The 26,639-nt window shown below is 70.5% G+C and carries 22 protein-coding genes; 10 read left to right on the top strand and 12 right to left on the bottom strand.

Annotated features, from left to right (window positions below):
* The first annotated feature begins 125 nt into the window (after nt 1-125).
* From V8Z80_RS03600 to V8Z80_RS03615, 4 genes are read left to right on the top strand one after another with little or no spacing between them, the layout of a single operon-like run.
* Nucleotides 126-1,403 (top strand): MdtA/MuxA family multidrug efflux RND transporter periplasmic adaptor subunit, encoded by a 1,278-nt coding sequence (locus V8Z80_RS03600; RefSeq protein WP_336061033.1) that lies wholly within the window; start codon nt 126-128, stop codon nt 1,401-1,403.
* Nucleotides 1,400-4,489, top strand: coding sequence for a multidrug efflux RND transporter permease subunit (locus V8Z80_RS03605; protein WP_155194618.1), 3,090 nt, complete (start codon nt 1,400-1,402; stop codon nt 4,487-4,489). The genes V8Z80_RS03600 and V8Z80_RS03605 overlap by 4 nt, the downstream gene beginning before the upstream one ends.
* Entirely contained in the window at nt 4,486-7,593 is a 3,108-nt protein-coding gene (locus tag V8Z80_RS03610; protein ID WP_336061034.1) for an efflux RND transporter permease subunit, read from the top strand. Before V8Z80_RS03605 ends, V8Z80_RS03610 begins: the two co-directional genes overlap by 4 nt.
* Nucleotides 7,590-9,149 (top strand): efflux transporter outer membrane subunit, encoded by a 1,560-nt coding sequence (locus V8Z80_RS03615; RefSeq protein WP_336061035.1) that lies wholly within the window; start codon nt 7,590-7,592, stop codon nt 9,147-9,149. The genes V8Z80_RS03610 and V8Z80_RS03615 overlap by 4 nt, the downstream gene beginning before the upstream one ends.
* On the opposite strand, the gene zapD is transcribed toward V8Z80_RS03615, so the two are convergent.
* From zapD to V8Z80_RS03630, 3 genes are all read right to left on the bottom strand, one after another.
* Nucleotides 9,146-9,898, bottom strand: a complete 753-nt coding sequence (gene zapD / locus V8Z80_RS03620; protein WP_336061036.1) for a cell division protein ZapD — start codon at nt 9,896-9,898, stop codon at nt 9,146-9,148. The genes V8Z80_RS03615 and zapD overlap by 4 nt on opposite strands.
* 66 nt (nt 9,899-9,964) lie before the next feature.
* Nucleotides 9,965-10,621 carry a dephospho-CoA kinase gene (coaE, locus tag V8Z80_RS03625; RefSeq protein WP_155194627.1) on the bottom strand — a complete coding sequence of 219 codons (657 nt, stop codon included), beginning with the start codon at nt 10,619-10,621 and terminating at the stop codon, nt 9,965-9,967.
* Entirely contained in the window at nt 10,614-11,498 is an 885-nt protein-coding gene (locus V8Z80_RS03630) for a prepilin peptidase (RefSeq protein ID WP_155194628.1), read from the bottom strand. The genes coaE and V8Z80_RS03630 overlap by 8 nt, the downstream gene beginning before the upstream one ends.
* Before the next feature lie 173 nt (nt 11,499-11,671).
* On the opposite strand from V8Z80_RS03630, the gene V8Z80_RS03635 reads away from it, so the two are divergent.
* Complete coding sequence (locus tag V8Z80_RS03635) at nt 11,672-12,421, top strand: hypothetical protein (protein WP_336061037.1); 750 nt, start codon at nt 11,672-11,674, stop codon at nt 12,419-12,421.
* Between the two features lie 18 nt (nt 12,422-12,439).
* On the opposite strand, the gene V8Z80_RS03640 is transcribed toward V8Z80_RS03635, so the two are convergent.
* The 4 genes from V8Z80_RS03640 to V8Z80_RS03655 form a co-directional block, all read right to left on the bottom strand.
* The gene (locus tag V8Z80_RS03640; protein WP_155194630.1) at nt 12,440-12,748 is read right to left on the bottom strand and encodes a response regulator transcription factor; all 309 of its coding nucleotides are present in this window, start codon (nt 12,746-12,748) and stop codon (nt 12,440-12,442) included.
* Between the two features lie 146 nt (nt 12,749-12,894).
* Nucleotides 12,895-13,737: a pantoate--beta-alanine ligase gene (panC, locus tag V8Z80_RS03645; protein ID WP_155194632.1), complete on the bottom strand. Its 843-nt coding sequence runs from the start codon at nt 13,735-13,737 to the stop codon at nt 12,895-12,897.
* A gap of 56 nt (nt 13,738-13,793) precedes the next feature.
* Entirely contained in the window at nt 13,794-14,669 is an 876-nt protein-coding gene (locus tag V8Z80_RS03650; protein ID WP_155194634.1) for a segregation and condensation protein A, read from the bottom strand.
* Nucleotides 14,670-14,683: 14 nt separating this feature from the next.
* Complete coding sequence (locus tag V8Z80_RS03655; RefSeq protein WP_155194636.1) at nt 14,684-14,869, bottom strand: DUF3460 family protein; 186 nt, start codon at nt 14,867-14,869, stop codon at nt 14,684-14,686.
* 127 nt (nt 14,870-14,996) lie between these two features.
* Here V8Z80_RS03655 and V8Z80_RS03660 point away from each other — a divergent pair, with 127 nt between their 5' ends.
* The 4 genes from V8Z80_RS03660 to V8Z80_RS03675 all read left to right on the top strand — a co-directional run bounded on the left by V8Z80_RS03660 (nt 14,997) and on the right by V8Z80_RS03675 (nt 19,915).
* A complete protein-coding gene (locus V8Z80_RS03660) occupies nt 14,997-16,376 on the top strand; it encodes a DHA2 family efflux MFS transporter permease subunit (RefSeq protein WP_442951931.1) in 1,380 nt (459 codons plus the stop codon).
* A 63-nt stretch (nt 16,377-16,439) separates the two neighbouring features.
* Complete coding sequence (gene glpK / locus V8Z80_RS03665; protein WP_155194640.1) at nt 16,440-17,948, top strand: glycerol kinase GlpK; 1,509 nt, start codon at nt 16,440-16,442, stop codon at nt 17,946-17,948.
* 90 nt (nt 17,949-18,038) lie between these two features.
* On the top strand, nt 18,039-19,061 hold the full coding sequence (locus V8Z80_RS03670; RefSeq protein WP_155194642.1) for a tripartite tricarboxylate transporter substrate binding protein: 1,023 nt from the start codon (nt 18,039-18,041) through the stop codon (nt 19,059-19,061).
* Between the two features lie 47 nt (nt 19,062-19,108).
* Nucleotides 19,109-19,915 (top strand): VOC family protein, encoded by an 807-nt coding sequence (locus V8Z80_RS03675; RefSeq protein ID WP_336061041.1) that lies wholly within the window; start codon nt 19,109-19,111, stop codon nt 19,913-19,915.
* A gap of 108 nt (nt 19,916-20,023) precedes the next feature.
* Here the strand turns inward: V8Z80_RS03675 and V8Z80_RS03680 are convergent, their stop codons facing one another.
* Both V8Z80_RS03680 and V8Z80_RS03685 read right to left on the bottom strand, forming a co-directional pair.
* Nucleotides 20,024-21,319, bottom strand: a complete 1,296-nt coding sequence (locus V8Z80_RS03680; RefSeq protein ID WP_336061042.1) for an amidase — start codon at nt 21,317-21,319, stop codon at nt 20,024-20,026.
* 5 nt (nt 21,320-21,324) lie between these two features.
* The gene (locus V8Z80_RS03685) at nt 21,325-22,320 is read right to left on the bottom strand and encodes a Bug family tripartite tricarboxylate transporter substrate binding protein (protein WP_336061043.1); all 996 of its coding nucleotides are present in this window, start codon (nt 22,318-22,320) and stop codon (nt 21,325-21,327) included.
* Between the two features lie 131 nt (nt 22,321-22,451).
* Between V8Z80_RS03685 and V8Z80_RS03690 the strand changes: the two genes are divergently transcribed.
* Nucleotides 22,452-23,348, top strand: coding sequence for a LysR family transcriptional regulator (locus V8Z80_RS03690; RefSeq protein ID WP_155194651.1), 897 nt, complete (start codon nt 22,452-22,454; stop codon nt 23,346-23,348).
* A gap of 95 nt (nt 23,349-23,443) precedes the next feature.
* Here V8Z80_RS03690 and V8Z80_RS03695 read toward each other — a convergent pair whose 3' ends face one another.
* From V8Z80_RS03695 to V8Z80_RS03705, 3 genes are read right to left on the bottom strand one after another with little or no spacing between them, the layout of a single operon-like run.
* Nucleotides 23,444-24,184, bottom strand: a complete 741-nt coding sequence (locus tag V8Z80_RS03695; protein WP_155194653.1) for an amino acid ABC transporter ATP-binding protein — start codon at nt 24,182-24,184, stop codon at nt 23,444-23,446.
* Between the two features lie 58 nt (nt 24,185-24,242).
* Nucleotides 24,243-25,352, bottom strand: coding sequence for an amino acid ABC transporter permease (locus V8Z80_RS03700; RefSeq protein ID WP_155194655.1), 1,110 nt, complete (start codon nt 25,350-25,352; stop codon nt 24,243-24,245).
* Between the two features lies 1 nt (nt 25,353).
* Nucleotides 25,354-26,547 carry an amino acid ABC transporter permease gene (locus V8Z80_RS03705; protein WP_155194657.1) on the bottom strand — a complete coding sequence of 398 codons (1,194 nt, stop codon included), beginning with the start codon at nt 26,545-26,547 and terminating at the stop codon, nt 25,354-25,356.
* Nucleotides 26,548-26,639: the final 92 nt, after the last annotated feature.

Consider the following 26,639-nt stretch of genomic DNA (forward strand, 5'->3'; position numbering starts at 1 on the left):
TCCCATGACCGATAGGCACGGCCGGCTGGGGCGATAATGCATCGCGCGCGGCGGGGAACCCGTCCCCGACTGCACCGCCGGCCCGCTCCTGCGCCCGTCCCTCCTGTGCGAGACTCTTCACACCCATGCGTCCACGCTCCAACCGCTCCCGCCGCGCCTTGATCGTGCTCAGCCTGCTGCTGGCCGGCCTGGCCATCTGGTACCTGTTCCTGCGCGGGCCCGCCACGCCGACGCCGCCGCCCGGCGGCCGCGGCCCCTCGTCCTGGGCCGGCCCGGTACCGGTACGCACCGTCGAGGCGACCCGGCAGGCGCTGACCGAGCGGGTGCGCGCCATCGGCACGGTCACGCCGCTGAACACCGTCACCGTGCGCAGCCGCGTGGCCGGCGAGCTGGTCGAAGTGCTGTTCGAGGAAGGCCAGCCGGTGCAGGCCGGCCAGCTGCTGGCGCGCATCGATCCGCGCGCCTACCAGGTGCAGCTGGACCAGGCGCTGGGCCAGCAGCAGCAGAACCTGGCGCTGCTGCGCAACGCCGAGCTCGATCTCAAGCGCTACCAGACCCTGTTCAAGCAGGACTCCATCGCCCGCCAGCAGCTCGATAGCCAGCAGGCGCTGGTGCGCCAGTACCAGGGCACGATCAAGATCGACCAGGCCCAGGTGGACGACGCGCGCCTGCAGCTGTCCTATACCCGCATCACCGCGCCCATCTCCGGACGCATCGGCCTGCGCCAGGTCGACGCCGGCAACCTGGTGACCGCCAACGAAACCGAAGGCCTGGCGGTGATCACCCAGACGCGCCCGATCTCGGTGGTGTTCGCCGTGCCCGAAGTGCAGCTGGCCAAGCTGCTGCCGCAGGTGCGGGCCGGCCGCACGCTGGCCGTGGAGGCCTGGAGCCGCGACGACGGCACCCTGCTGGCCACCGGCAGGCTGGCCACGCTGGATAACCGCATCGACACGGCCACCGGCACCTTGCGCCTGCGGGCCGAATTCGACAACCAGGACGAATCGCTGTTTCCCAACCAGTTCGTCAACGTGCGGCTGCAGCTGCGCACGATCGAGGATGCGCTGACCATTCCCTCGGACGCGGTGCAGTACGGCAATCGCGGCCCCTACGTCTATGTGGTGCAGCCCGGCGAAAAGCCCGTGGTCAACGTGCGGCTGCTTACCCTGGGCCCGGCCGACGGCGGGCAGGTGGCGGTCGAATCGGGCCTGCAAGCAGGCGAACAGGTGGTGCTCGAAGGCATCGACCGCCTGACCGAAGGCCGGCAGGTGCAGCCCGTGGCCGCCACGCAGGACGGCGCGCCCGATAGCGGCGTGACCGCGGCCGGCGTGTCGGGCCCCGCGGGCGCCTCGGGCGTGCCCGGCGCGCCGGGGTCCCCGGCACCCGGCAGGCAGCCCCGCCCATGAACTTTTCCGGCATCTTCATCCGCAGGCCCGTCGCCACCACGCTGCTGATGGTGGCGCTGCTGATCTCGGGCCTGATGGCCTGGCGCCTGCTGCCGGTGGCGGCCCTGCCGCAGGTGGACTATCCCATCATCCAGGTCTTCACCTATTACCCGGGGGCCAGCCCGCAGGTGACCACCAGCGCCATCACGGCGCCGCTGGAGCGCCGGCTGGGCCAGATCCCCGGCCTGCAGCAGATGTCCTCCACCAGCTCGGGCGGCGCCTCGGTGATCACGCTGCAGTTCCAGCTGGACCTGGACATGGCCATCGCCGAGCAGGAAGTGCAGGCGGCCATCAGCGCCGCCAACAGCCTGCTGCCCAACGACCTGCCCACCCCGCCGGTCTATCGCAAGGTCAACCCGGCCGACTCGCCCATCATGACGCTGGCGGTCACCTCGGCCACGCTGCCGCTGCCCCAGGTGTACGACCTGATCGACACCCGCATGGCGCAGCGCCTGGCGCAGGTCTCGGGCGTGGGCATGGTCAGCCTGGCCGGCGGCCAGCGGCCTGCCTTCCGGGTGCAGGCCAATCCCGGCGCGCTGGCCGCGCACGGGCTGACGCTCGAGGACGTGCGCAGCGCCATCGCCGCGGCCAACGTCAACCAGCCCACCGGCAGCTTCGACGGGCCGCTGCGCACGGTCATGATGAACGCCAACGACCAGCTGCGGTCGGTAGAGGACTACCGCAACCTGATCCTGCGCTGGCAGGACGGCGCGCCGCTGCGCCTGGGCGAGGTGGCCAGCATCGAGAACGGCGCCGAGGACAGCCGCCTGGCCGCCTGGTCGGGCGAGCTGCCCGCGGTGCTGGTCAACATCCAGCGCCAGCCCGGCGCCAACGTCATCGAAGTGGTCGACCGGGTGCAGGCCCTGCTGCCGCAGATCACCGCGGGCCTGCCGGCGGCCGTGCAGGTGCAGGTGCTGACCGACCGCACGCAGAGCATCCGCGCCTCGGTGCGCGACGTGCAGCACGAACTGCTCTTCGCCGTCTGCCTGGTGGTGCTGGTCACTTTCCTGTTCCTGCGCAACCTGCCGGCCACCATCATCCCCAGCATCGCCGTGCCCCTGTCGCTGGTGGGCACCTTCGGGGTGATGTACCTGGCGGGCTTCTCGGTCAATAACCTGACCCTGATGGCGCTGACCATCGCCACCGGCTTCGTGGTGGACGATGCCATCGTCATGCTGGAGAACATCGCGCGCCACCGCGAGATGGGCGCCACGCGCATGCAGGCCGCGCTCAAGGGCGCCGCGCAGATCGGCTTCACGCTGGTCTCGCTGACCCTGTCGCTGGTGGCGGTGCTGATCCCGCTGCTGTTCATGGGCGACGTGGTCGGGCGCCTGTTCCACGAATTCGCCGTCACGCTGGCCGTGGCCATCCTGATCTCGCTGGGCGTGTCGCTGACGCTCACGCCCATGATGTGCGCGCGCATGCTGCCCGAAACCCTGCACGAGGAAAAGCGCAAGCAGGGCCTGCTCGACCGGGTGATCGCCCGCTACGACCTGGCGCTGCAATGGGTGCTGAACCACCAGCGCCTGACGCTGCTGGCCACGGTGGCCACCATCGCGGCGACCGCGCTGCTGTACCTGGCCGTGCCCAAGGGCTTTTTCCCGGTGCAGGACAGCGGCGTGATCCAGGCCGTCACCGAGGCCCCGCAATCGGTCTCCTTCCCGGCCATGGCCGAGCGCCAGCAGGCGCTGGCCCAGCGCATCCTGCAGGATCCTGACGTGGCCAGCCTGTCGTCCTTCATCGGCGTGGACGGCACCAACGCCACGCTCAACAGCGGGCGCATGCTGATCAACCTGGTGCCGCACGGCCAGCGCACCGGCACCTTGCAGCAGACCATGGCCAGGCTGGCCGAGCGCACCCGCGACGTGCCCGGCATCGTGCTCTATACCCAGCCGGTGCAGGAGCTGACCATCGAGGACCGCGTCAGCCGCACGCAATACCAGTTCACCCTGACCTCGCCCGACACCGAGCTGCTGGCCGAATGGAACGCCAGGCTGGTCGAGCACCTGTCCACGCTGCCCGAACTGAGCGAGGTGGCCAGCGACCTGCAGCAGCAGGGCCAGCAGGCCTATATCGACGTGGACCGCGATGCGGCCGCCCGGCTGGGCGTGAGCATGTCCGACATCGACAACGCACTGTACAGCGCCTATGCGCAGCGCCAGATCGCCACCCTGTTCACGCAGTCCAACCAGTATCGCGTGGTGCTGGAGCTGGCGCCGCAGTACGCGCGCGAACCCGGCGACCTGCAGCGGCTGCACGTCAACACCGCCTCGGGCACGCCGGTGCCGCTGACCGCGCTGGCCACCGTGCGCGAGCTGCCGGCGCCGCTGGCGATCAGCCACGTCGGCCAGTTCCCCGCGGCCACGCTGTCGTTCAACCTCTCGCCCGGCACCTCGCTGGGCCAGGCGGTGGCGGCCATCGAGCGCGCCCAGGCGGAACTGGGCATGCCGGCAGCCATCGAAAGCCGCTTCCAGGGCGCGGCCGAGGCCTTTCGCGCCTCGCTCTCGAACACGCTGTGGCTGATCCTGGCGGCCGTGATCACCATGTACATCGTGCTGGGCATCCTGTACGAAAGCGCGATCCATCCGGTCACCATCCTCTCGACGCTGCCCTCGGCCGCCGTGGGCGCGCTGCTGGCGCTGCTGCTGACCGGCGGGCAGCTGGACCTGATCGCCGTCATCGGCATCATCCTGCTGATCGGTCTGGTCAAGAAGAACGGCATCATGATGATCGACTTCGCGCTGGAGGCCGAGCGCCGCGAGGGCCTGTCCCCGCGCCAAGCCATCCACCGGGCCGCGCTGCAGCGCTTTCGGCCCATCCTGATGACCACCCTGGCGGCGCTGTTCGGCGCGATCCCGCTGATGCTCAGCTCGGGCTCGGGCGCCGAGCTGCGCCAGCCGCTGGGGCTGGTGATGGTGGGCGGGCTGGCGGTCAGCCAGGTGCTGACGGTGTTCACCACGCCGGTGGTCTACCTGTTCTTCGACCGCCTGGGCAAGCGCCTGCGCCGCCGGCCCGCGCAGGCTGACGCGGCGGGCGGCCCGGCATGAACCTGTCGCGGCCCTTCGTGCGCCGGCCGGTGGCCAGCCTGCTGCTGGCGCTGGCCATCATGCTGCTGGGCGCGCTGTCCTGGCGGCTGCTGCCCGTCTCGCCGCTGCCCGAGGTCGACTTCCCCGCGATCATCGTGCGCGCCAACCTGCCCGGCGCCGACCCCGAGACCATGGCCTCGACGGTGGCCGCGCCGCTGGAACGGGCCATGGGCAGCATCGCCGGCATCACGCAGCTGGTGTCCTCGAGCAGCACCGGCTCGACCATGCTGCTGCTGACCTTCGACCTGGACCGCGACATCAACGACGCGGCGCGCGACGTGCAGGCGGCCATCAACGCGGCCCAGGGCACCCTGCCCTCGGGCATGCCCTCTGCGCCCAGCTACGACAAGATCAACCCGTCGCAAGCGCCCATCCTGGCCCTGGCGCTGAGCTCGCGCGACCTCTCGCCGGGCCAGCTCTACGACGCGGCCTCCACCATCCTGGCGCAGAAGCTGGCCCAGGTGGCCGGCGTGGGCGACGTGACGGTGGACGGCGCCTCGCTGCCGGCCGTGCGCGTGCAGCTCAACCCCAACGCCCTGGCCCACTACGGCATCGCGCTGGACGAGGTGCGCAACGCCATCACGGCGGCCAATCCGCTGCGCCCGCGCGGCGACCTCATGGGACCTGAGCTGCACTGGCAGATCCAGACGTCCGAACAGATGCGCCGGGCCGACCAGTACCGCGACCTGATCATCCGCCACCAGGACGGCGCCGCGGTGCGGCTGGGCGACGTGGCCATCGTCAGCGATTCGGTCGAGAACCGCTATTCCAGCGGCTTTCACAACCAGCGCCAGGCGGTCACCATCCTGGTCAGCCGCCAGCCTGGCGCCAACATCGTGCAGACCATCGACGCGATCAACGCGCAACTGCCCACGCTGGGGGCGCTGGCGCCGGCGGCGGCCGAGCTGACCGTGGTCATGGACCGCTCGCCGGTGATCCGCGCCACGCTGCGCGAGGCCCAGCTGACCCTGCTGATCGCCTCGGGCCTGGTGGTGCTGGTGGTGCTGGGCTTTCTGGGCAGCCTGCGCGCGGCGCTCATTCCCAGCCTGGCGATACCGGTCTCGCTGATCGGCACCTTCGCCATCATGTACCTGTACGGCTTTTCGCTGAACAACCTGTCGCTGATGGCTTTGATCGTGGCCGCCGGCCTGGTGGTGGACGACGCCATCGTGGTGATGGAGAACATCCAGCGCCACATCGAGAAAGGCATGCCGCCCATGCGCGCGGCCATGCGCGGCGCCGGCGAGGTCGGCTTCACGCTGCTGGCCATGAACCTGGCGCTGATCGTGGTGTTCGTCTCCATCCTGTTCATGGGCGGGCTGGTCGAGCGCCTGTTCCGCGAGTTCTCGATCACGCTGGCCGCCGCCATGCTGGTCTCGCTGCTGGTCTCGCTCACGCTCACGCCCAGCCTGTGCGCCCGGCTGCTGCCGGCGCGCGGCGCCCGCCAGCCCGGCCGGCTGCAGCGCATCAGCGAAGACCTGTTCCGGAAACTGCTGCGCGGCTATTCGAGCACGCTGCGCGCCAGCCTGCGGCACACGCCCTGGGTGCTGGCCGCGCTGCTGGCCGTGCTGGCGCTGAACGTGCACCTGTACATCGCCATCCCCAAGGGCTTCATGCCCGACCAGGACACCGGCCAGCTGCGCGGCTTCGTGCGCGGCGACGACGGCGCCTCGTACCAGTCCATGCAGCCCAAGCTGGAAGCGTTTCGCCAGGTGCTGCTGGCCGACCCGGCGGTGCAGGACGTGATAGGCACCAGCGGCGGGGACCGCGGCATCAGCAATGCCACCCTGTACGTGCGCCTGAAGCCGCGCAGCGAGCGCAGCGAATCGGCCAACGAGGTCATCAACCGCATCCGCGCCGCCCAGCCGCCGCTGCCGGCCGGCCGGCTGTTCCTGAGCGTGGACCAGGACCTGAACCCGCCGCGCATGCAGGGCAGCGCCGGCAGCTATGAACTCACCCTGCTGTCCAGCGACCTGGGGCTGCTGCGCCAGTGGGAAAGGCGCGTGGCCGAGGCCCTGCAGAACGTGCCCGAGATCACCGACGTGGACGGCGGGCCGGGCGAAGGCACGCAGCAATTGACCCTGCGCATCGACCGGCAGGCGGCCAAGCAGCTGGGCGTGGACATGGACACCGTGACGCAGGTGCTGAACAATTCCTTCAGCCAGCGGCAGGTCGCCACGCTGTACAGCGCCTTGAACCAGTACCGCGTGGTGATGGAGGTCGAGCCGCAATACACGCAATCGCCGCGCGTGCTGGACCAGCTGCTGATCCAGACCGCCGACGGCGCGCAAGTGCCGCTCTCGGCCATCGCCAGCTACAGCTACAGCCAGGCGGCCGACCGCGTGCGCCACACGCGCCAGTTCGCCTCGACCAGCGTATCGTATTCGCTGGCGCCGGGCGTCTCGCTGGACCAGGCGCTGGCCGCGGTCGACCGCGCCCTGGAGCAGCTCATGCTGCCCACCGACATCCAGGTGGAAAGCGGCGGCATGGCCTCGACCTTCCAGGCCGCCTCGCAGGACCAGCCCCTGCTTTTGCTGATGGTGCTGGTCGCGGTGTACCTGGTGCTGGGCATGCTCTATGAGAGCCTGCTGCATCCGGTCACCATCCTCTCGACCCTGCCCTCGGCCGGCGTGGGCGCGCTGCTGACGCTGCGCGCCACCGACACCCAGTTCACGCTGATCGCGCTGCTGGGCCTGTTCCTGCTGATCGGCATCGTCATGAAGAACGCCATCATGATGATCGACTTCGCGCTGGAGGCGCAGCGCAAGCGCGGCCTGTCGCCGGCGCAAGCCATCTATCACGCGGCGCGCCTGCGGCTGCGGCCGATCCTGATGACCAACCTGGCCGGCCTGCTGGGCGCTGTGCCGCTGGTGCTCAGCGTGGGCGACGGCGCCGAGATGCGCCAGCCGCTGGGCCTGGCCATCGTCGGCGGCCTGGCCGTCAGCCAGCTGCTTACGCTCTACACCACGCCGGCCATGTACCTTTTCCTGGACCGCCTGCGCCAGCGCCGGCAGGCGCGCCGCGCGGCGCGGACCGCCGCCCAGCCCCAAGGCTCTGCCCCATGACCCTGATTGCCGTTTTTGCCTCTTACGCGCAACGCCCCCTCAACCCGCCTGGCCGGGCCGCCGCCCTGTCCCGCGCCCTGTCCCGCGCCCGGGGCCGGCGGCCTGCCCTGGCCGCGCTGCTGGCCGCACTGGCGCTGGCCGGCTGCGCCGTGGGGCCTGACTACCAGCGCCCCCAGGCCCCGGTGCCGGCCGCCTTCAAGCAGCAGGACGGCTGGCGCACCGCACAGCCCGGCAGCGTGCCGTCCGATCCGCGCTGGTGGCGCCGCTATGGCGACGAAAACCTGAACCGGCTGGTCGACGAGATCGACATCTCCAACCAGAACCTGGCGCAGGCCGAGGCGCGCTACCGGCAGGCCCTGGCGCTGCTGCGCGGCGCGCAGGCCGGCCATGCGCCGACGCTGGGCGCCAATGTCTCGGCCACCCGCAGCGGCAGCGGCGGGGGCGGCAACGGCGGCAGCGACTATGACCTGGGCGGACGCGGCGGCGGCAGCAGCGGCACCCGCTACGAAGCCAGCCTGTCGGCCAGCTGGATGCCGGACATCTGGGGACGCGTGCGCCGCCAGGTCGAGGCCGGCCGCGCCGATGCCCAGGCCAGCGCCGCCGACCTGGCCGCGGCGCGGCTGGCCGCGCAATCCGAACTGGCCCTGGCCTATATCCGGCTGCGCGTATTCGACCGCCAGCAGATCCTGCTGGGCCAGACGGTAAAGGCCTACGAACGCTCGCTGACCCTGACCCGCAACCAGTACGAAGCCGGCCTGGCGGCCCGCGCCGACGTGGTGCTGGCCGAAACGCAGCTCGAACAGGTGCGGGTGCAGCTGCGCGACATCGACTGGCAGCGCGCCCAGCAGGAGAACGCCATTGCGGTGCTGGCCGGCCGCACGCCTTCGACCTTCTCGCTGCCGCCCGACGGCAGCCTGCCCACGCTGCCCGAGATCCCGCCCGTGCTGCCTGCCACGCTGCTGGAACGGCGCCCCGACGTCGCCTCGGCCGAACGCGCGGTGGCCGCCGCCAACGCGCGCATCGGCGTCGCCACGGCCGCCTGGTTTCCCGACCTGACCTTGAGCGTGTCCGGCGGCCTGCAGTCCGGCAGCTTCTCGGACTTCATCTCGGCCCCCTACCGCGTCTGGTCGCTGGGGCCGGCGCTGGCGGCCACGCTGTTCGACGGCGGCCTGCGCCGGGCCAACCTGGACCAGGCCGACGCCGCCTACGACGAGCAGGTGGCCCGCTATCGCCAGACGGTGCTGGACGCGCTGCGCGAAACCGAGGACGCGCTGGTGCTGCTGCGCGTGCTGCGCATCGAGATCGCGCAGCAGCGCCGCGTGGTGGCCCTGGCCGAGGAAAACGAGAACCTGGTCACCAACCGCTACCGCGAGGGGCTGGTGTCCTTCCTGGAAGTGGCCACGGCGCAGAACACCACCTTGCAGGCGCGCCGCAGCCTGCTGGACCTGCTAGGCACCCAGCTGCAGGCCACCGTGCAGCTGACGGCGGCGCTAGGCGGCGGCTGGGACGGCGACCTGTCGCCGGCGGTGACCGAGACGCACGGCCAGGATGGCTAGCTGCTGCACAGCGCCATCGTGAACGGGACGTCGCGCCCCACCTGCTGGGGCTTGAGCTCGCCGTCCTGGATCGAGAAGCGGATCCAGATCATGTACTTGTTGGCGCTGATCTCGGGAAACAGGCCTTGCGAGCCGTCCACCCAGACGCGCAGCAGCTGGTGCACGCGTCCGGCCAGCATTTCCTGGTAGGCGCCTTGCGGGGCCACGCATTCGATGCGCCGCCCGCCCTCGCGCAGCAGCTGCAGCACGATGTTCAGGGCCTCGCTCAGCGGCCGCAAGGGCGCGATCCAGCGCTGCAAGTCGGCCTGGCGCACCGACTCGGGCTTGCTTTGCCACGCAAAATAGGACGGCATGTCGACCTGGGTGGCGCCGCCGGGCACCGCCAGGCGCCCGCGCAGGCTGACCAGCCATTCGTTCTCGCGCAGGTTCTGGCCGATCTTGCCCTGCGCGGCCAGGGCCGCGGCGGCGCGCTCGATCTCGGCCAAGGTGGCCTGCAAGGCCTGCTGGGCCACTTCGGGATGGTCGCGCAAGGCGGCCAGCGTGGCGCGCTGGCGTTCGAGTTCTTGCAGGATGGCGCCCTTGAGGTCGGTGCGCTCGCATGCATCGAGCAGGTCGAACATGGCCGAGACCGCCGCCTGGTGCATGCGCGCATCGCCCGCCTGAGCAAAGAAGAACAGCCTGTCGAACAGATATTCCAGCCGCAGCAGCGACCGGATTCGTTCGTTGAAAGGATATTCGTAAAGAATCACGCTCGATACGGGCCCGTCGGGAACCGGCCCTGGGCCGGCGGTTTCAGGGGTTGCCGGCCCAGGCAGTCACATGGCGGTCCGGCGCGAAGTGGCGGCAAGCTGGCAATAACGCTCATGCAGGGCACGCACGCGCAGTTCGAGCTGCGCGGCATGGGTGTGGCCGTCGTTGACGATCACGTCGTCGGCAACGGCCAGACGCTCCTGCCGGCCAGCTTGCGCTGCCATGATACGCCGGATGGTCTCGGTAGTCAGCCCGCTGCGCCGCCGTACCCGCTCGACCTGGGTCTGGGGGTCGCAATCGACCACGCAGATGCGGTCCACCCGTTCGCGCCAGCGCCCCGACTCCACGAGCAGGGGCACGACGAAGACCAGGTACAGCCCCTGGGCCTGGCGGGCCTGGCGCAGGGTTTCTTGCGCGATCAAGGGATGCAGGATGGCCTCGAGCGCGCGGCGGGCCTGGGGATCGGCGAAGGCCGCCTCGCGCATGGCGGCCCGGTCCAGCGCGCCGTCGGGCGCCACGATGCCCGGGCCGAAGCGCTCGGCCAGCGCGGGCATGGCCGCCCCGCCCGGGGCGGTCAGCGCGTGGGCGATGCGGTCGGTATCGACCTGCGCCGCCCCCCAGCCCTGCAGCAGGTCGGCCACGCGGGTCTTGCCCGAGCCGATGCCGCCGGTCAGGCCGATGGCCAGGCGGGTATCGCCATGCCAGGTAGAGGGCTCAGCCATGCAGCGCCGGCGCATGGCCGCCCAGGAACAGCATGAGCATGCCGCCGGCCGCCAGGTAGGGGCCGAAGGGCAGCGCCTGCCCGCGCGACGCACGGCCCGTGGCCACCAGGGCCACGCCCACCACGATGCCGGCCAGCGAGGCGCCCAGCAAAAGCCAGGGCAGGGCCGCCGCGCCCAGCCAGGCGCCCAGCGCGGCCAGCAGCTTGAAGTCGCCATGGCCCATGCCCTCGCGCCCCGTGGCCAGGCGAAAGCCGTGGAACACCAGCCACAGGAACAGGTAGCCGCCGGCCGCGCCCAGCACGGCATCGTGCAGGCCCGTCAGCCCGTGGCCGCTGGCGTTGAGCAGCAGGCCGGCCCACAGCAGCGGCAGCGTCAGGCAGTCGGGCAGCAGGCCCGTGTGCAGGTCGATGGCCGCCAGCAGCAGCAGGACGGCCAGGAAGGCCATCAGGATCCATCCCAGCCAGCCTGCCCCGAAAACGTAGGCGCACAGGCCGAACAGCACGCCGCAGGCGGTTTCGGTCAGCGGGTAGCGCCACGAGATGGCCGCGCGGCAATAGGCGCAGCGCCGGCCCAGCATCAGCCAGCCGAGCACGGGCGCCTGCTGGCGCAGCGGCAGCCTGACCTGGCAATCGGGACAGGCGCTGGGGTCGCGCAGGCGGATCTGGGCGTCCGAGAGCGCCGCGTTGGGCAGGGCCAGCGGCTGGCCGGCGGACTGGCCCAGCCATTCGCGGCACTGCTCGGCCCAGGCGCGCTCCATCAGCAGCGGGATGCGATAGGCGAGCTTGGTCAGCCAGCCGCCGGCCAGCAGGCCCGCCAGCACGGCCAGCGCGGCGGCCGCCAGCGAACCGGGCTGGCCCAGGCCTTGCAGGGCCGTCATGCCGGGGCCCGGCCCGCGGGGAGGCGGACACGGGCGGTATGGGCGGCGTGCACGGGCATGCAAGGTCTCCTGCAAGACGGTCTGCCGGGATGATAGCAGTGCATCCGCAGGGGCAAATGCGTAGAATGGGCGCGCATATCGCTGAAAAACGTCGAAAAAAACGGACTGTTTCCATGCCGAGCCCGACCGCCGCACCCCGTGTTTCCCGTTTCCGCCTGCTGCCGCGCGGCGCGGCGGCCATCGTGCTGGCGGCGCTGAGCACGGCCTGCGCGCAGCAAAGCCGCGCGCCGGGCTACTACAACCCGCCCCCCGAAAGCAGCATCACCGATGCGCAGTCGCAATACCAGGACAGCCGCGGCCGTTCGCTGGTGCGCGCGCCCTCGCAGCTGCAACTGGAGCTGGACCGCAACCCGCCGCCGGCCGCCCTGGCCGCGGCCCCGGCCGAACCCTCGGGCCCGCCTTCGGGCGGCGCGCCCGCCGATGCGCGAGCCGAGCCGGCCGGCGAGCCGGCGCCCATCAACCCCATGGCCGCCCGCGTCATCCCGGCCCCGCGCACCTTCATGGGAACGGTGCCGTGCTTTACGCCCGAGCTGGCCTGCACCGCCCAGCGCGTGACGCTGACGCTCTCGCCCAATGGCCGTTGGCGCGCCCGCGCCACGCCGCTGGACGGCGCCGGGCAGGCCGCCCGCCAGCCGGTGGCCGAGCAAGGCTGCTGGCGCGGCATCCCCGAACGCCCGGCCCGGGTGATCCTGCAAGAGGCCGACGGCACCGTGCGCGCCGAATTCGTGATGCCCGCCAGCAACCAGCTGCGCGTGCGCTCGGTAGGCGGACAAGCCCCCACCCTGGACTACAACCTCGGCCGCCAGCCCGACCTGGACGGCATCGACGAACTGGGTGCGGCGCCCGCCCCGGCCTGCGACTGAGCGGACCACGGACGGCCGCTACGGCCGTGCGGCTTGGCCTGCGGCCGGCGCGCCGTCGGGACCGGGCTGCGGATCGGCCTGGGGCTCGGCCAGCCGCAAGGGCGCGTGGCCGCCGCCATAGAGCCAGCGCGCCAGTTCGGCGGCGTTGCGCACGCCGGTCTTGCGAAAGATGCGGGCCCGATGCGTCTCGACGGTGCGCATCGAAATGCCCAGGTCCAGGGCGATGACCTTGTTGGCACGGCCGGCGGCCACGTAGGGCAGCACTTCCCGCTCGCGCGGGGTCAGGGGGCGTGCCGGGGCGTCAGAGGGAAAATAGCGGAAAGTCATGCACAGCTCCGTCAGGACGACGGCGGCAGTGTGACAGTAAGCAAATGTCTCGGGAAGCTGTCAGTTTTTACAGAACGTCAGCCTGATATCAGCTGCACATCAGCTTTTCGTCGGCCGAAACGGCCGCGGCAAGGCCGCGCCGCCCGCTACAGTTCGAGATTGTCGATCAGCCGGGTCGTGCCCAGCTTGGCCGCGGCCAGCACCACCAGCGGTTCGCCGCCGCGCACCTGGTCCGGATCGGCGGTGCGCAGGTCGCGCTGGCGCCGCACCGATACGTAGTCCACCTGCCAGCCGCGCCCGGCCAGGCGCTCGATGGCCTCGCGCTCCAGGCGCGCGGTGTCGTGCTGCCCGCCGCGCAGGCTGTCCTGCACCTGGCGCAAGGTGGCGTACAGCTGCGGCGCCTCGGCACGCTCCTCGGGCGAGAGATAGACGTTGCGCGAGGAAAGCGCCAGGCCGTCCTCGTCGCGCACGGTCTCGTGCGCCAGGATCTCGACCGGCAGCTGGAACTGGCGGCACATGGCGCGCACGATCATCAGCTGCTGGTAGTCCTTCTTGCCGAACACCGCCACGCGCGGCTGCACACAGGAGAACAGCTTGAGCACCACCGTGCACACGCCCACGAAGAACCCGGGGCGGAACTCGCCTTCCAGGATGTCGGCCAGGTCGGCCGGGGGCTGCACGCGGTAGTTCTGCGGCTCGGGATACATCTCCTTGTCGTCCGGGGCAAAAACGACATAGACGGCGCGCTGGGCCTCCAGCTTCTGGCAGTCGGCCTCCAGCGAACGCGGATAGCGCTCGAAATCCTCGCCCGGCCCGAACTGCAGGCGGTTCACGAAGATGCTGGCCACCACCGGGTCGCCGTGCTGGCGCGCCATGTTCATCAGGGCCAGGTGGCCGGCATGCAGCTTGCCCATGGTGGGCACCATCGCCACGCGGTTCTGGCCGCGCAGCTGGTCACGCAGGTCGTCGATGGTATGGATGAGTTTCAATGGTGTCTCCTCAGGGAACCGCACGGGGCTCCTCGGCTTGCTGGTGTCGGCACCGCTCAGTGGGCCAGCGCCGTATACGCCAGGCGCACGTAGATGGGGGCGTAGGGCTCGGCCTGCGTGATCTCGAGCAGCGACTCGCGGGCCAGTTCGAGCATGGCCAGAAAGTGCACCACCACCACCGCCGCGGGCTCGCCCTCGTCGATGCGCTCGAGGAACAGGTCGCTGAACTCCATGAAGCGCACCGAGCCCAGCCGGCGCAGGATGTGCGTCATGTGGTCGCGCACCGAGAGCTGCTCGCGCGTGATGTGGTGGTGCGCGTTGAGCCGGGCGCGCTTCATGATGTCGGCCCAGGCCGCGCGCAGGTCGTCGACGTTCACGTCCGGCAGGATGCGCTCGGCCGTCAGGTCGGCGTGGGCCTGCGCGCGCAGGAAGTCGCGCCCCAGCTGCGGCAGCGCATCGAGCTTCTTGGCCGCCAGCTTCATCTGCTCGTATTCGAGCAGGCGGCGCACCAGCTCGGCGCGCGGGTCCTCGGGCTCTTCGCCGGTATCGGACTTGCGCACCGGCAGCAGCATGCGCGACTTGATCTCGATCAGCATGGCCGCCATCAGCAGGTATTCGGCGGCCAGCTCCAGGTTGTGCTCGCGGATCTGCTCGACGTAGGACAGGTACTGGCGGGTGACCTCCGCCATGGGGATGTCCAGCACGTTGAAGTTCTGCTTGCGGATGAGATAGAGCAGCAGGTCCAGCGGCCCCTCGAAGGTTTCGAGAAAGACCTCCAGCGCATCGGGCGGGATGTACAGGTCCTGCGGCAGCGCGAACAGCGGCTCGCCGTACAGGCGGGCCAGCGCCACGCTGTCGATCACGTCGGGCGTGCTGTCCTCGGCGGGCTGCACCAGGGCAGCCAGTTCATCGCCCGGCAGGGAAACCGCCATCGGCCCGGATCCGCTCAATCGTTCTGGTAGACGTAGGGGCGCTGGGGCACGCGCGCGGCGCGATAGCCTTCCTGCAGCTCCGGGTCGATGTTCTTGTCCCACAGGCGGGCGCGGCCCTCGCGCTGGCGCTGCTCGACATCGGGATGCTGCGCCTTGTATTCCTGCAGGAACTGGGTGATCTCGGATTGATAGCCGGCCATGATGCCTACGAACAGAGGGTGTAAGAAAAAGTAGGCAGCCAGTTTACTTCAGTCCGGCCGGCGCCGGCCTCGTTACAATCGGGCCATGACAGCCCTGCCCTCTCTCGCCGGCCCGGCCGGCGGCCGCATGATCCCTTTCATCGTCGGCTGCGCGCTGTTCATGCAGATGCTGGACGCCACCGTGGTGGCCACGGCGCTGCCGGCCATGGCCGCCGCCCTGGGCTCGACGCCGGTGCGGCTGAACGTGGCCATCACCTCCTACCTGCTGGCCGTGGCCGTGTTCGTGCCGGTCAGCGGCTGGGCGGCCGACCGCTACGGCGCCCGGCGCGTGTTCCTATGGGCCATCGCGCTGTTCACGCTCGCCTCGGTGGCCTGCGCCTTCTCGCAAAGCGTGCCGCAGCTGATCGCGGCCCGGGTGGCCCAGGGCATGGCCGGGGCCATGATGGTGCCGGTCGGCCGGGTCATCCTGCTGCGCACCGTGCCCAAGCACGAGCTGCTGCGCGCCATGGCCTTCCTGAGCATTCCGGCCCTGCTCGGGCCGGTGATCGGCCCGCCCCTGGGCGGCTTTCTGGTCACCTATGCGTCCTGGCACTGGATCTTCCTGATCAACATCCCCATCGGCGTGCTGGGCATCTTCCTGGTGCTGCGCCATGTGCAGGAGATCCGCGACGCCTCGCGCCCGCGCCTGGACTTGTACGGCTTCGTGCTCAGCGCGGTCAGCCTGGCGGCCCTGGTCACCGCCTTCGAGGCGCTGGGCCACGGTTCGCTGCCGGGCCCGGCCGTGCTGGCGCTGCTGGCCGCCGGGCTGCTGTGCGGCGCCCTGTACGTGCGCCATGCGCGCCGCGCCGAGCAGCCTATCATCGACCTGTCGCTGATGCGCCTGCCCTCGTTTTCCATCTCCACGCTGGGGGGCAACCTGTGCCGCTTCGCGGTCGGCGGCACGCCTTTCCTGCTGGTCATGCTGCTGCAGGTGGGCTTTGGCATGACGCCCTTTGCCGCCGGGCTGGTCACCTTCGCCGGCGCGGCCGGCGCGCTGATGATGAAGTTCGCCGCCCCACCGCTGCTGCGCGCCCTGGGCTATCGCCGCGTGCTGCTGGGCAATGCCCTGCTGACCGGCGCCTTCATCATGGCCTGCGCGCTGTTCACCCCCGACACGCCGGCCTGGCTGATGATCGCCGTGCTGCTGGCCGGCGGCTTCTTCCGCTCGCTGCAGTTCACCGCGGTCAACACGCTGGCCTACGCCGACGTGGCCCCCGAGCGCATGAGCGCGGCCAGCACCTTCTCGGCCATGGCCCAGCAACTGGGCATCAGCCTGGGCGTGGGCGTGGCCGCGGTCACGCTCAATCTTTCCATGGCCTGGCGCGGCGCCACGCAGCTGCAGGTGCGCGACGTGCTGGCCGGCTTCATCGTGATCGGGCTGGCATGCATGCTCTCGGCGCTGTCCTTTCGCCGGCTGCCGGCCGATGCGGGGGCGTCGCTGCAGGCGCGCCCGGGCAAGGAGGATTGACCGCCGGGACGGTATGCTGCGCAAAGGCACGCGGGCCGCGGCACAAGGAGATGGAGACACGCGATGGCGCAAGACAAGTACATCCTCGCCCTGGACCAGGGCACGACCAGTTCCCGCGCGATGGTGCTGGACCGCCAAGGCGCGGTGCGCGGCCTGGGCCAGCAGGAGTTCCGCCAGCACTATCCGCAGCCGGGCTGGGTCGAGCACGATCCCCAGGATATCTGGCGCTCGCAGCTGGAGACGGCCCGCGTGGCGCTGCGCAATGCCGGCATCGCGGCGGCCGACGTCGCCGCGCTGGGCATCACCAACCAGCGCGAGACCACGCTGCTGTGGGAGCGCGCCAGCGGGCGGGCCATCGGGCCGGCCATCGTCTGGCAGGACCGGCGCAGCGCCGGTATCTGCGACCGCCTGCGCGAACAGGGACACGAGACGCTGTTTCGCGAGCGCGCGGGCCTGCAGCTCGATGCCTATTTCTCGGGCACCAAGCTGGCCTGGATGCTCGAGCACATCCCGGGCGCGCGCAAGCAGGCCGAGCGCGGCGAACTGGCCTTTGGCACGGTCGACAGCTGGCTGGTCTGGCAACTGACCGGCGGCGCGGTGCACAGCATGGACATCAGCAACGCCTCGCGCACGCTGATGCTGGACCTGCGCCGCGGCCACTGGAGCGACGAACTGCTGCAGGTGCTGGACATCCCGCGCGCGCTGCTGCCGCAAATCTCGCCCAGCAGCGCGGTGATCGGCAAGACGCTGCCCGAACTGTTCGGCGGGGCCATTCCCATCGCCGGCGTGGCCGGCGACCAGCAGGCCGCCACCTTCGGCCAGGCCTGCTTCGAGCCGGGCATGGCCAAGAACACCTACGGCACGGGCTGCTTCATGCTGCTGAACGTGGGCGATGCGCCGGTGGCCTCGGCCCATCGCCTGCTCTCGACGGTGGGCTGGACGCTCGATGACGGACGCACCGACTACATGCTCGAAGGCAGCGTGTTCGTGGCCGGCGCGGCCATCCAGTGGCTGCGCGACGGCCTGAAGCTGATCGAGCGCGCCGACCAAGTGCAGGCGCTGGCGGCCAGCGTGGCCGACACCGGCGACGTCTACCTGGTGCCGGCCTTCACCGGGCTGGGCGCGCCGCACTGGGATCCCTATGCGCGCGGCACGCTGGTGGGCCTGACGCGCGGCACCACGCGCGCGCACATCGCCCGCGCCGCCCTCGAATCGATCGCCCTGCAAAGCGCCGACCTGATGCAGGCCATGCGCGCCGACAGCTCCTGCGAGCTGTCCGAGCTGCGCGTGGACGGCGGCGCGGCGCGCAACGACCTGCTCATGCAGATGCAGGCCGACCTGCTGGGCGTGCCGGTGGTGCGCCCGCGCAATGCCGAATCCACCGCCCTGGGCGCGGCCCGGCTGGCGGGCCTGGCGGTCGGCTACTGGTCGGGCCTGGACGAGATCGCCAGCCAATGGCAGCTGGAGCGGCGCTTCGAGCCCGCCTGGTCGCAGGACCGGCGCCAGGCCCGGATGGCGCGCTGGCACCAGGCGGTGGCCCTGTCGCGCGACTGGGCCAGGCCCGGCCCCTAGGCCGTCTGCGGTATGCTTGCCGCCGCGCATAACAAAGACCAAGCATTCCGCCTCGGGATGTCAGCGCCCTTTCCGTCCCTGGAGACCCCCATGTCCTTGTCCCGCCTCGTCCAGCGCCTGCGCCACGCCGCGCTGTGCGCCGCCGTCGGCCTGATGGCCGCCGTGCCCGCCGCCCATGCCCAATCCGATGCCGACGCCGGCGCCTTCCCGGCCAAGCCGCTGCGCTTTATCGTGCCCTACCCGCCCGGCGGCCCGCTGGACCTGATGGCCCGCGCCCTGGGCGAGAAGGTGCGCGCCTCGCTGGGACAGCCGGTCATCATCGAGAACCGCGCCGGCGCGGGCGGCAACATCGGCGCCGACGTGGCCGCCAAGGCCGCGCCCGACGGCTACACCCTGGTCATGGGCGCGGTGGCCACGCACGCCATCAACCCCTGGCTGTACGCCTCGCTGCCCTACGATCCCATCAAGGACTTCGCGCCCATCACCCTGGTGGCCGCGGTACCCAACGTGCTGGTGATGAACAAGGAGTTCGCCCAGGCCAACGGCATCGCCAGCGTGGCCGACCTGATCGCCTACGGCAAGCGGCATCCCGGCCGCCTGAACTACGGCTCGGGCGGCAACGGCAGCGCCGGCCACCTGGCCGGCGAGCTGCTCAAGGCCCGCGCCGGCCTGGACGCGCTGCACGTGCCCTACCAGGGCGCCGCCCCCGCGCAGCTGGCGCTGCTTTCTGGCCAATCGGACTTCATGTTCGACAACCTGGCGGCCGCCGCCCCGCTGATCCGCGACGGCAAGGTCCAGGCGCTGGCCGTCACCACGCTGGCGCGCTCGTCGCTGCTGGCGGACGTGCCGACCATCGACGAATCGGGCGTGCCGGGCTTTGACCTGGGCACCTGGTTCGGCGTCTTCGCCACCGGCGGCACGCCCGAACCCGTCGTGCAAAAACTCAACCAGGCCTATGTGCAGGCGCTGCGCCAGCCCGACATCGTCGATCGCTTGCGCGTCATGGGTTCGCAAGCCCAGCCGCTTTCGGCCCAGGACTTCGCGCGCATGGTCGCGGCCGAGAAGGAAAAATACCGCGAGATCGTCAAGCTCTCGGGCGCCAGCATCAACTGAAGCGCCGCGCCGGCCGCCGGCCGGCGCACGCAACCCTTGCGGGCACCATGGCCCGTCCCAACATGTACTTGGATCACCTGGTCATCAACGTCGGCTACGACATGGACGCGGCAGCCGCCTGCTTCCAGGCGCTGGGCTTTACGCTTACGCCCCGGGGCCACCATTCGCTGGGCTCGATCAACCACCTGATGGTCTTTCCGGACCGCTACCTGGAGCTGATCGGACTGCCGGCCAGCGGCCCCGTGCGCCAGGAGATCGCCGACAGCCCGCTGGGCATCGACGGCCTGGTGCTGCGCTCGAACGACGCCCAGGCCAGCGCCGACGCGCTGGCGCGGGCCGGCTTCGCGCCGCAGGGGCCCCAGCGCCTGAGCCGCCCGGTGCAGCTGGCAACGGGCCAGGAGCAGGCCGTATTCATGACGGTGCGCCTGCCCGGACAATTCGCCGCGGGACGCGTCTATTACTGCCAGCACCTGACGCCTCACCTGCTTTGGCGGCAATCCTGGATGCGCCATGACAACGGCGTGGGCACCCTGACCGGCCTGGTGGCCTGCTCGGCCGATCCCGCGGCCGAGGCGGCCCGCTACGCGCGGCTGCCGCAAACGCCGCAGCCCCCGGACGCCGCGCCCTTCGCCCTGCACTGGCTGGCGCACGAGCAGGCGCCGGCCGGGCTGGGCGGGCTGGCCGCCCGCCAGCCGGCGCGCCCCGAGCGCTACGCGGCCATCATGCTGTCCTGCGCCGACCTGGACCGCATGCAGGCGCTGGCGCGCGAGGCCGGCCTGGCGACGACGCGCCAGGGCGGGCGCCTGACCGTGGCCCTGCCCCGTTACGACACCCTGCTGGTCTTTCATTCCTGAATCCGCGCGGCGCCCCCCCGCGAATCGGCCCGCCCTGCGCGTCGGTGCCGACGCGGGCCGTCCCCGGGGACGGCGCGTCGCCCGGGCCTAGGGGCCCGCCCGACAGGCCTAGGCCCGCTCCTGCAGCCAGGGGCTGCAGGCCGAGGCCTGGTCGGCGATGCGCAGCAGCGCCATATCCTGCCCCGGTCGGCCGACCAGTTGCGCCCCCAGCGGCAGGCCGCCCGGGCCGGCCTGCAGGGGCAGCGCCACGGTGGGCAGATGCAGCAGGGTCCACAGCGCGCCAAAGCGCGGCGATCCCGAATTGGCCAGGCCCTCTTCGGCCTGGCCGTCGGCGGCCGGATAGACCAGCGCATCCACGTCCTCGAACAGCTCGCCGGCCTGGCTGCGGGCTGCTGCCGCGCGCTGCTGCATGGCCAGATAGTCCTCGAACGCGATGGCACTGCCGCCGGCCATGCGCTCGCGCAGGCGCGGGCTGAGCAGCGACGGCGCGCTCAGGCGCTCGTGCGCCAGGGCCTGGCGGGCGTCGTAGGCCACCATCCGGCCCTGGTCGGCCACCAGCGCCTCGTACTGCGCGGGCAGCACGCGCTCGGCCACGGAAAACCCGGCCGCCTCCAGGCGGCGGGCCCAGGCGCGCAAGGCTTGCACCGCTTCGGGACTGGCGTGCTCCCATTGCGCCGACAGGCAGATGCCCAGGCGGATGCGGCTATCGGCCGGGGCCGGCGCAAAACGCCGGCCGTGGATGCCCAGCACGAAGGCGGCGGCATCGGCCGCGCTGCGCGCCAGCACGCCCACCGTATCCTGCCAGGGGCTGAGCACCCCCACGCCGGCCGTGGAAACCAGGCCGAAGCTGGGCTTGTAGCCCACCACGCCGCAATACACCGCCGGCCGGGTAATCGAACCGGTGGTCTGCGTGCCCCAGGCCGCCAGCGCCATGCCGTCGGCCACCGCGGCGGCCGAGCCGCTGGACGAGCCGCCGGGCGTATGCGCCAGGTTCAGCGGATTGCGGGCAGGGCCCGGCGTCTGGGTGGCGAATTCGCCCGTGGCCACCTTGCCCAGCAGCACCGCGCCCTGTTCCTGCGACAGGGCCACGCAGGCCGCGTCGCGTCCGGTGGCGTGGCCGGCATAGATCGGCGAGCCGTAAGTGGTTGGATACTCGGCCGTCTCGATGACGTCCTTGACCGCATAGGGTATGCCCCTCAGCAGCCCGCGCCTGCGGCCGGCATCGACCGCGTCGGCCTGCGCGCGCACGCGCTCGGGATTGCAGGCCAGGAAGGCCTGCACCTGCGGGTTGCGCGCGGCGATGCGTTCCAGGCACTGCTCGGCCAGCTCGCGCGCGCGCAGCGCGCCTGTCTCCATCCGGTACAGCGCCTGGGCGATGCCGGGCAGCTTTTTGGCTTGGTCCATGACGCTTATTCGATGCTGATGCCGGCGTCCCGGATCACCTTGGCCCACTTGTCATGCTCGGCCTGCACGAAGCGCGCGAACTCCTGCTGGCTGCCCTGGTTGGGCTCGGCGCCCTGGCGGCGGATCTGCTCCTGCACTTCGGGCTTGGCCAGCAGGCTGGCGGTCTCCTGGTGCAGGCGCTCGACGATGGGCGCAGGCACCCCGGCCGGCGCGAACAGCGCGAACCAGCCATCCACCGAATAGCCCGGCAGGCCCGCCTGCGCGATGGTGGGCACCTCGGGCAGCAGCGGCGAACGCTCGGTCGAGGTCACGCCCAGGGCCACCAGCTTGCCCGACTGGATATGCGGCAGGCACACCGGCAGGTTGCAGAACATCACCTGCACGCGGTTGCTCATCAGGTCGGGCAGCGGCTCGCTGCCGCCCTTGTAGGGGATGTGCACCATGTCCGTGCCCGACAGCGTCTTGAACAGTTCGGCCGACAAGTGCTGGCTGCCGCCCGCGCCGCCCGAGGCATAGCTGTACGAATTGGCCTTGAGTTCGTCGATCAGCTCGGCCACGCTGCGCGCCTTGACCTGGGGATTGACCACCAGCACGTTGGCCACCGATGCGACGTTGGCCACCGGCACGAAGTCCTTGAGCGGATCGAACTTCAGGTTCTTGTACAGGCTGGGATTGATCGCGTTGGTGCTGGCCGCGCCCATCAGCAGCGTATAGCCGTCCGGCGTGCTGTTGGCCACGTAGCCCGCGCCGATGTTGCCGCCCGCGCCGGCCTTGTTTTCCACCACCACCGACTGGCCCAGCGACTCGGCCAGGCCCGAGGCGACGGTGCGCGCCAGCTGGTCGGTCAGGCTGCCCGGGCCGAAGGGCACGACCATGCGGATGGGCTTGTCGGGATAGCCGTCGGCCTGGGCATGCGCGGCGGGCAGCAAGGCGGACAAGGCCAGGCTGGCCGTGGTGGCGGCTGCCGCGAGGGCGGCCAGGCGGCGTTTCTGGATATTCATGGAGGATCCCCTGTTGTGGACGGATGCCGGACGGTCCCGGCCTGCAGGGTCATCTTAGGGAGCGTCCATTGATATATCCAATATAAAATTCTGACTATCTTGATACGATTATCGACCTAATAGGACCCGCGATGGCGCTCTACTCCCGCCAGTTGCTGGCTTTCATGGCGGTGGCGCAGGAACTGCACTTCGGCCGCGCCGCGCAGCGGCTGCACATGAGCCAGCCGCCGCTGAGCCAGCAGGTGCGCCTGTTCGAGGAAAGAGTGGGCGTGCCGCTGCTCGAGCGCTCGACCCGTGCAGTGCGCCTGACCGCCGCCGGGGCGGCGCTGCGCGACGCCATGCTGCGCATGATGGACGACGGCGAGGCGGCGCTGGCGGCCGCGCGCCGCGTGGCCGCCGGCGAAACCGGCCTGCTGCGCATCGGCTTTACGCCCACCGCGGCCTACCGCCTGATCCCCGCGGCGATCGGCGCCTATCGCGAGCGCCATCCGCAGGTGCACCTGTCCATGACGGAAGGCAACACCGCCGAGCTGCACGCGCTGCTGCGGCAGGAGCGGCTGGACGTGGCCATCCTGCGGCCGGGGGACGACATGCAGGACGAGACGCTGCACAAGGAGCCGATAGACAGCGAACCGCTGGTGGCGGCCCTGCCCGCCGGCCACCGGCTGGCGGGCCGGCGCGCGGTGCGCATCGAGCAGCTGGCCGAGCTGCCGCTGGTGGGCTTCGCGCGCCAAAGCTCGGCCTACTTCCATGCCTTGCTGGCCGAGCTGTTTTCCCGCAACGGCCTGACGCCGCGCTATGCCATGGAAAGCCTGCTGCCCACGCTGCTGGCCCTGGTCGAGGCCGGCATCGGCGCGGCGGTGGTACCGGCCTCGGTCGGCGAGCTGCGCCCGCGCGGGGTGAAGTACCTGCCGCTCAAGGCCCGCGTGCTGCTGCGTTCGACCTTGTACCTGGCCTATCGCCGCGATTGCGGCAATCCGGCCGTGCCGGCCCTGCGCGAGGCGCTGCGGCAGAAGGCCTCGGCCTGAGCCGCAGGGCGCGGGCGCGGCGGCATATGCCGGCCGCCGCGCTCGGCGCACACGCCCTCGGCGCCCCGGCGCGAGGGTACGCCGGGGTGTCCCGCTCAGTGCAGGATCTGGCTCAGAAAGAGCTTGGTGCGGTCGTTCTGGGGATTGTCGAAGAACTCGTCGGGGGTGTTCTGTTCGATGATCTCGCCCCGGTCCATGAAGATCACGCGGTCGGCCACCTTGCGCGCGAAGCCCATTTCGTGGGTCACGCACAGCATGGTCATGCCGGTTTCCTCGGCCAGCGTCACCATCACGTCCAGCACTTCCTTGACCATTTCGGGGTCGAGCGCCGAAGTGGGCTCGTCGAACAGCATGATCTTGGGGTCCATGCACAGCGAGCGGGCGATCGCCACGCGCTGCTGCTGGCCGCCCGAGAGCTGGCCGGGGAACTTGTTGGCCTGCTCGGGGATGCGCACGCGCTCGAGGTACTTCATGGCCGTGGCCTCGGCCTCGGCGCGCGGCTTCTTGAGCACCCAGACCGGCCCCAGCGTCAGGTTCTCCAGCACGGTCAGGTGCGGAAAGAGATTGAAATGCTGGAACACCATGCCCACGTCGCGGCGGATGGCCTCGATCTGCTTCAGATCGCTGGTCAACTCGGTGCCGTCGACGATGATCTGGCCCCGCTGGTGCTCTTCGAGGCGGTTGATGCAGCGGATCATCGTGGACTTGCCCGAGCCCGAGGGCCCGCAGATCACGATGCGCTCGCCGCGCGCCACGTCCAGGTTGATGTTGCGCAGCACGTGGAACTGCCCGTACCACTTGTTGACGTCCTGCAGTCGAATGATGGCGTCGGCCATGCTTTTCTTCCTTAAATCGGCAAGCCCGGGCGCGCGCAGGGCGCGGCCCGCGGCGGAATCATCGTTTATGGCCCGTGGCCAGTCGCCGTTCCAGCGCCTGGCTGTACTTGGACATGCAATAGCAGAAGACGAAGTAGATCAGCGAAATGAAGACGTAGGCCTCCACCCCGAAGCCGCGCCAGGCGGGATCCGACAAGGCCACCTTGGCCGCCAGCGTCAGGTCGAAGATCCCGATGATGACCACCAGCGAGGTGTCCTTGAACAGCACGATGAAGATCCCCACCAGCGGCGGAATGACGATCTTGAGCGCCTGCGGCAGGATGATCAGCCGCATCTGCTGCCAGTAGCTCAGGCCCAGCGAATCGGCGCCTTCGTACTGGCCCTTGGGCATGGCCTGCAGGCCGCCGCGCACTGTCTCGGCAATGTAGGCGGCCGCGAACAGGATGATGGCGATCTGGGCGCGCAGCAGCTTGTCGAAAGTCATGCCGGTGGGCAGGAACAGCGGCAGCATCACCGAGGACATGAACAGCAGGCTGATCAGCGGCACGCCGCGGATCAGCTCGATGTAGACCACGCTCAGCGCCTTGATCGCCGGCATGCGCGAGCGCCGGCCCAGGGCCAGCAGCACGCCCAGCGGGAAGGCGAAGACGATGCCGAAGACCGACAGCATCAGCGTGACCGGCAGGCCGCCCCAGCGCGAGTTCTCGACGTAGGACAGGCCCAGGACGCCGCCCCACATCAGCACGGCGGCCCCGCCCATGCCCACCACCCAGACGGCCAGCAGGGACAGGTTCCAGAAGCGGCGCATGCCGCTCATGACCACGACGGCCACCAGCAGCACGCACGCCAGCATCGGCCGCCACTGCTCGTCGTAGGGATAGGTGCCGAACAGGATGAGCCGGTGTTTTTCGCGGATGAAGGCCCAGCAGGCGCCGCTGACCTGGCGGCATTCCTGCGCGGTCTGGGCGCCCACCGTGGCGCTGAGAAAAGCCCAGTCGATCAGGGCCGGCACGCTCATGAGCAGGAACCAGACGCTCAGCAGCGTAAGCAGCGCATTGACCGGGGTGGCGAACAGCTGCCCGCGCATCCAGGCCCAGGCGCCGGTCTGGTTCTTGGGCGGCGGCAGGCCGGCGGCGGTGTTTGCGGTGGAAGTATCGGCGGCAACCATCTCAACGCTCCACCAGCGCGATGCGCTTGTTGTACCAGTTCATGAACAGCGAGATCGACAGGCTCACGGTCAGGTAGGCGGCCATGATGATGAGCACGCCCTCGATGGCCTGGCCGGTCTGGTTCAGGGTCGTGTTGATGACCGATACGATGTCGGGATAGCCGATGGCCACGGCCAGCGAACTGTTCTTGGTCAGGTTCAGGTACTGGCTGGTCATGGGCGGGATGATCACGCGCAGGGCCTGCGGCAGGATGACCAGGCGCAGCACCAGGTTGCGGCGCAGGCCCAGCGAGCCGGCCGCCTCCCATTGGCCGTTGCTGACCGACTGGATGCCCGAGCGCACCACCTCGGCCACGAAGGCGGAGGTATAGATCACCAGGCCGGCCAGCAGCGCGGAGAACTCCGGCGAGAGCGTCATGCCGCCGGCGAAGTTAAAGCCGCGCAGCTCGGGCATCTGCAGCGTCAGGCTGGCGCCGCTGACCAGCCAGCCCAGCAGCGGCAGCAGCACGAACAGGCCCAGGCTCACGCGTCCCACCGGAAACAGGCGGCCGGTGGCTTCCTGGCGCTTGCGGGCCCAGTGTCCCAGCAAGATAGCGGCCAACAGCGCCAGGCCCAGACCCCACAGCATCCATTGCAGCGCCCCGCCCTCGAGGGTGGGCACGGTCAGGCCGCGGTTGGAAATGAACACGCCCGGCAGCGGGTTGGCGGCATCGCGCGGGCCGGCGGCGTTCTCGGTGATCAGCGCATACCAGAAGAACAGCTGCAGCAGCAGCGGTACGTTGCGCACGACCTCGATGTAGATGCTCGAGAGCTTGCCCACCAGCCAGTTCTTGGACAGGCGGGCGATGCCGATCAGCGTGCCCAGTATGGTGGCCAGGATGATGCCGACGATGGCCACGCGCAGCGTGTTCAGCAGGCCCACGATCACCGCGCGGCCATAGGTGTCGGCGGGCGAATAGGCGATCGCGGTCTCGCCGATCGCAAAGCCGGCCTCGCGCTCGAGAAAGCCGAAGCCGGTGGAAATGTTGCGCGCCGACAGGTTGTGCAGGGTGTTGGAGACGAGGTACCAGGCCACGAATCCGACGGTCGCCAGGGCAATGGCCTGGTAGATGAGCGAACGCACGCCCGGGTCGTTCCAGGACAATCGTCGTCGCGGCGGGGCAGCCGCAGGCTGCCGGGAGGATGTTTGGTTCATGGATGCCAACCGGAGAAACTTCGCGGCCTCGTGGGCTCGCGGGCAGGCGCCCGGCGCGCGCCGTCAGGGCGGCGCCGGGCCCGGATTAACGC

Source organism: Orrella sp. JC864 (genome assembly GCF_037026685.1).
Classification (GTDB): domain Bacteria; phylum Pseudomonadota; class Gammaproteobacteria; order Burkholderiales; family Burkholderiaceae_B; genus Orrella.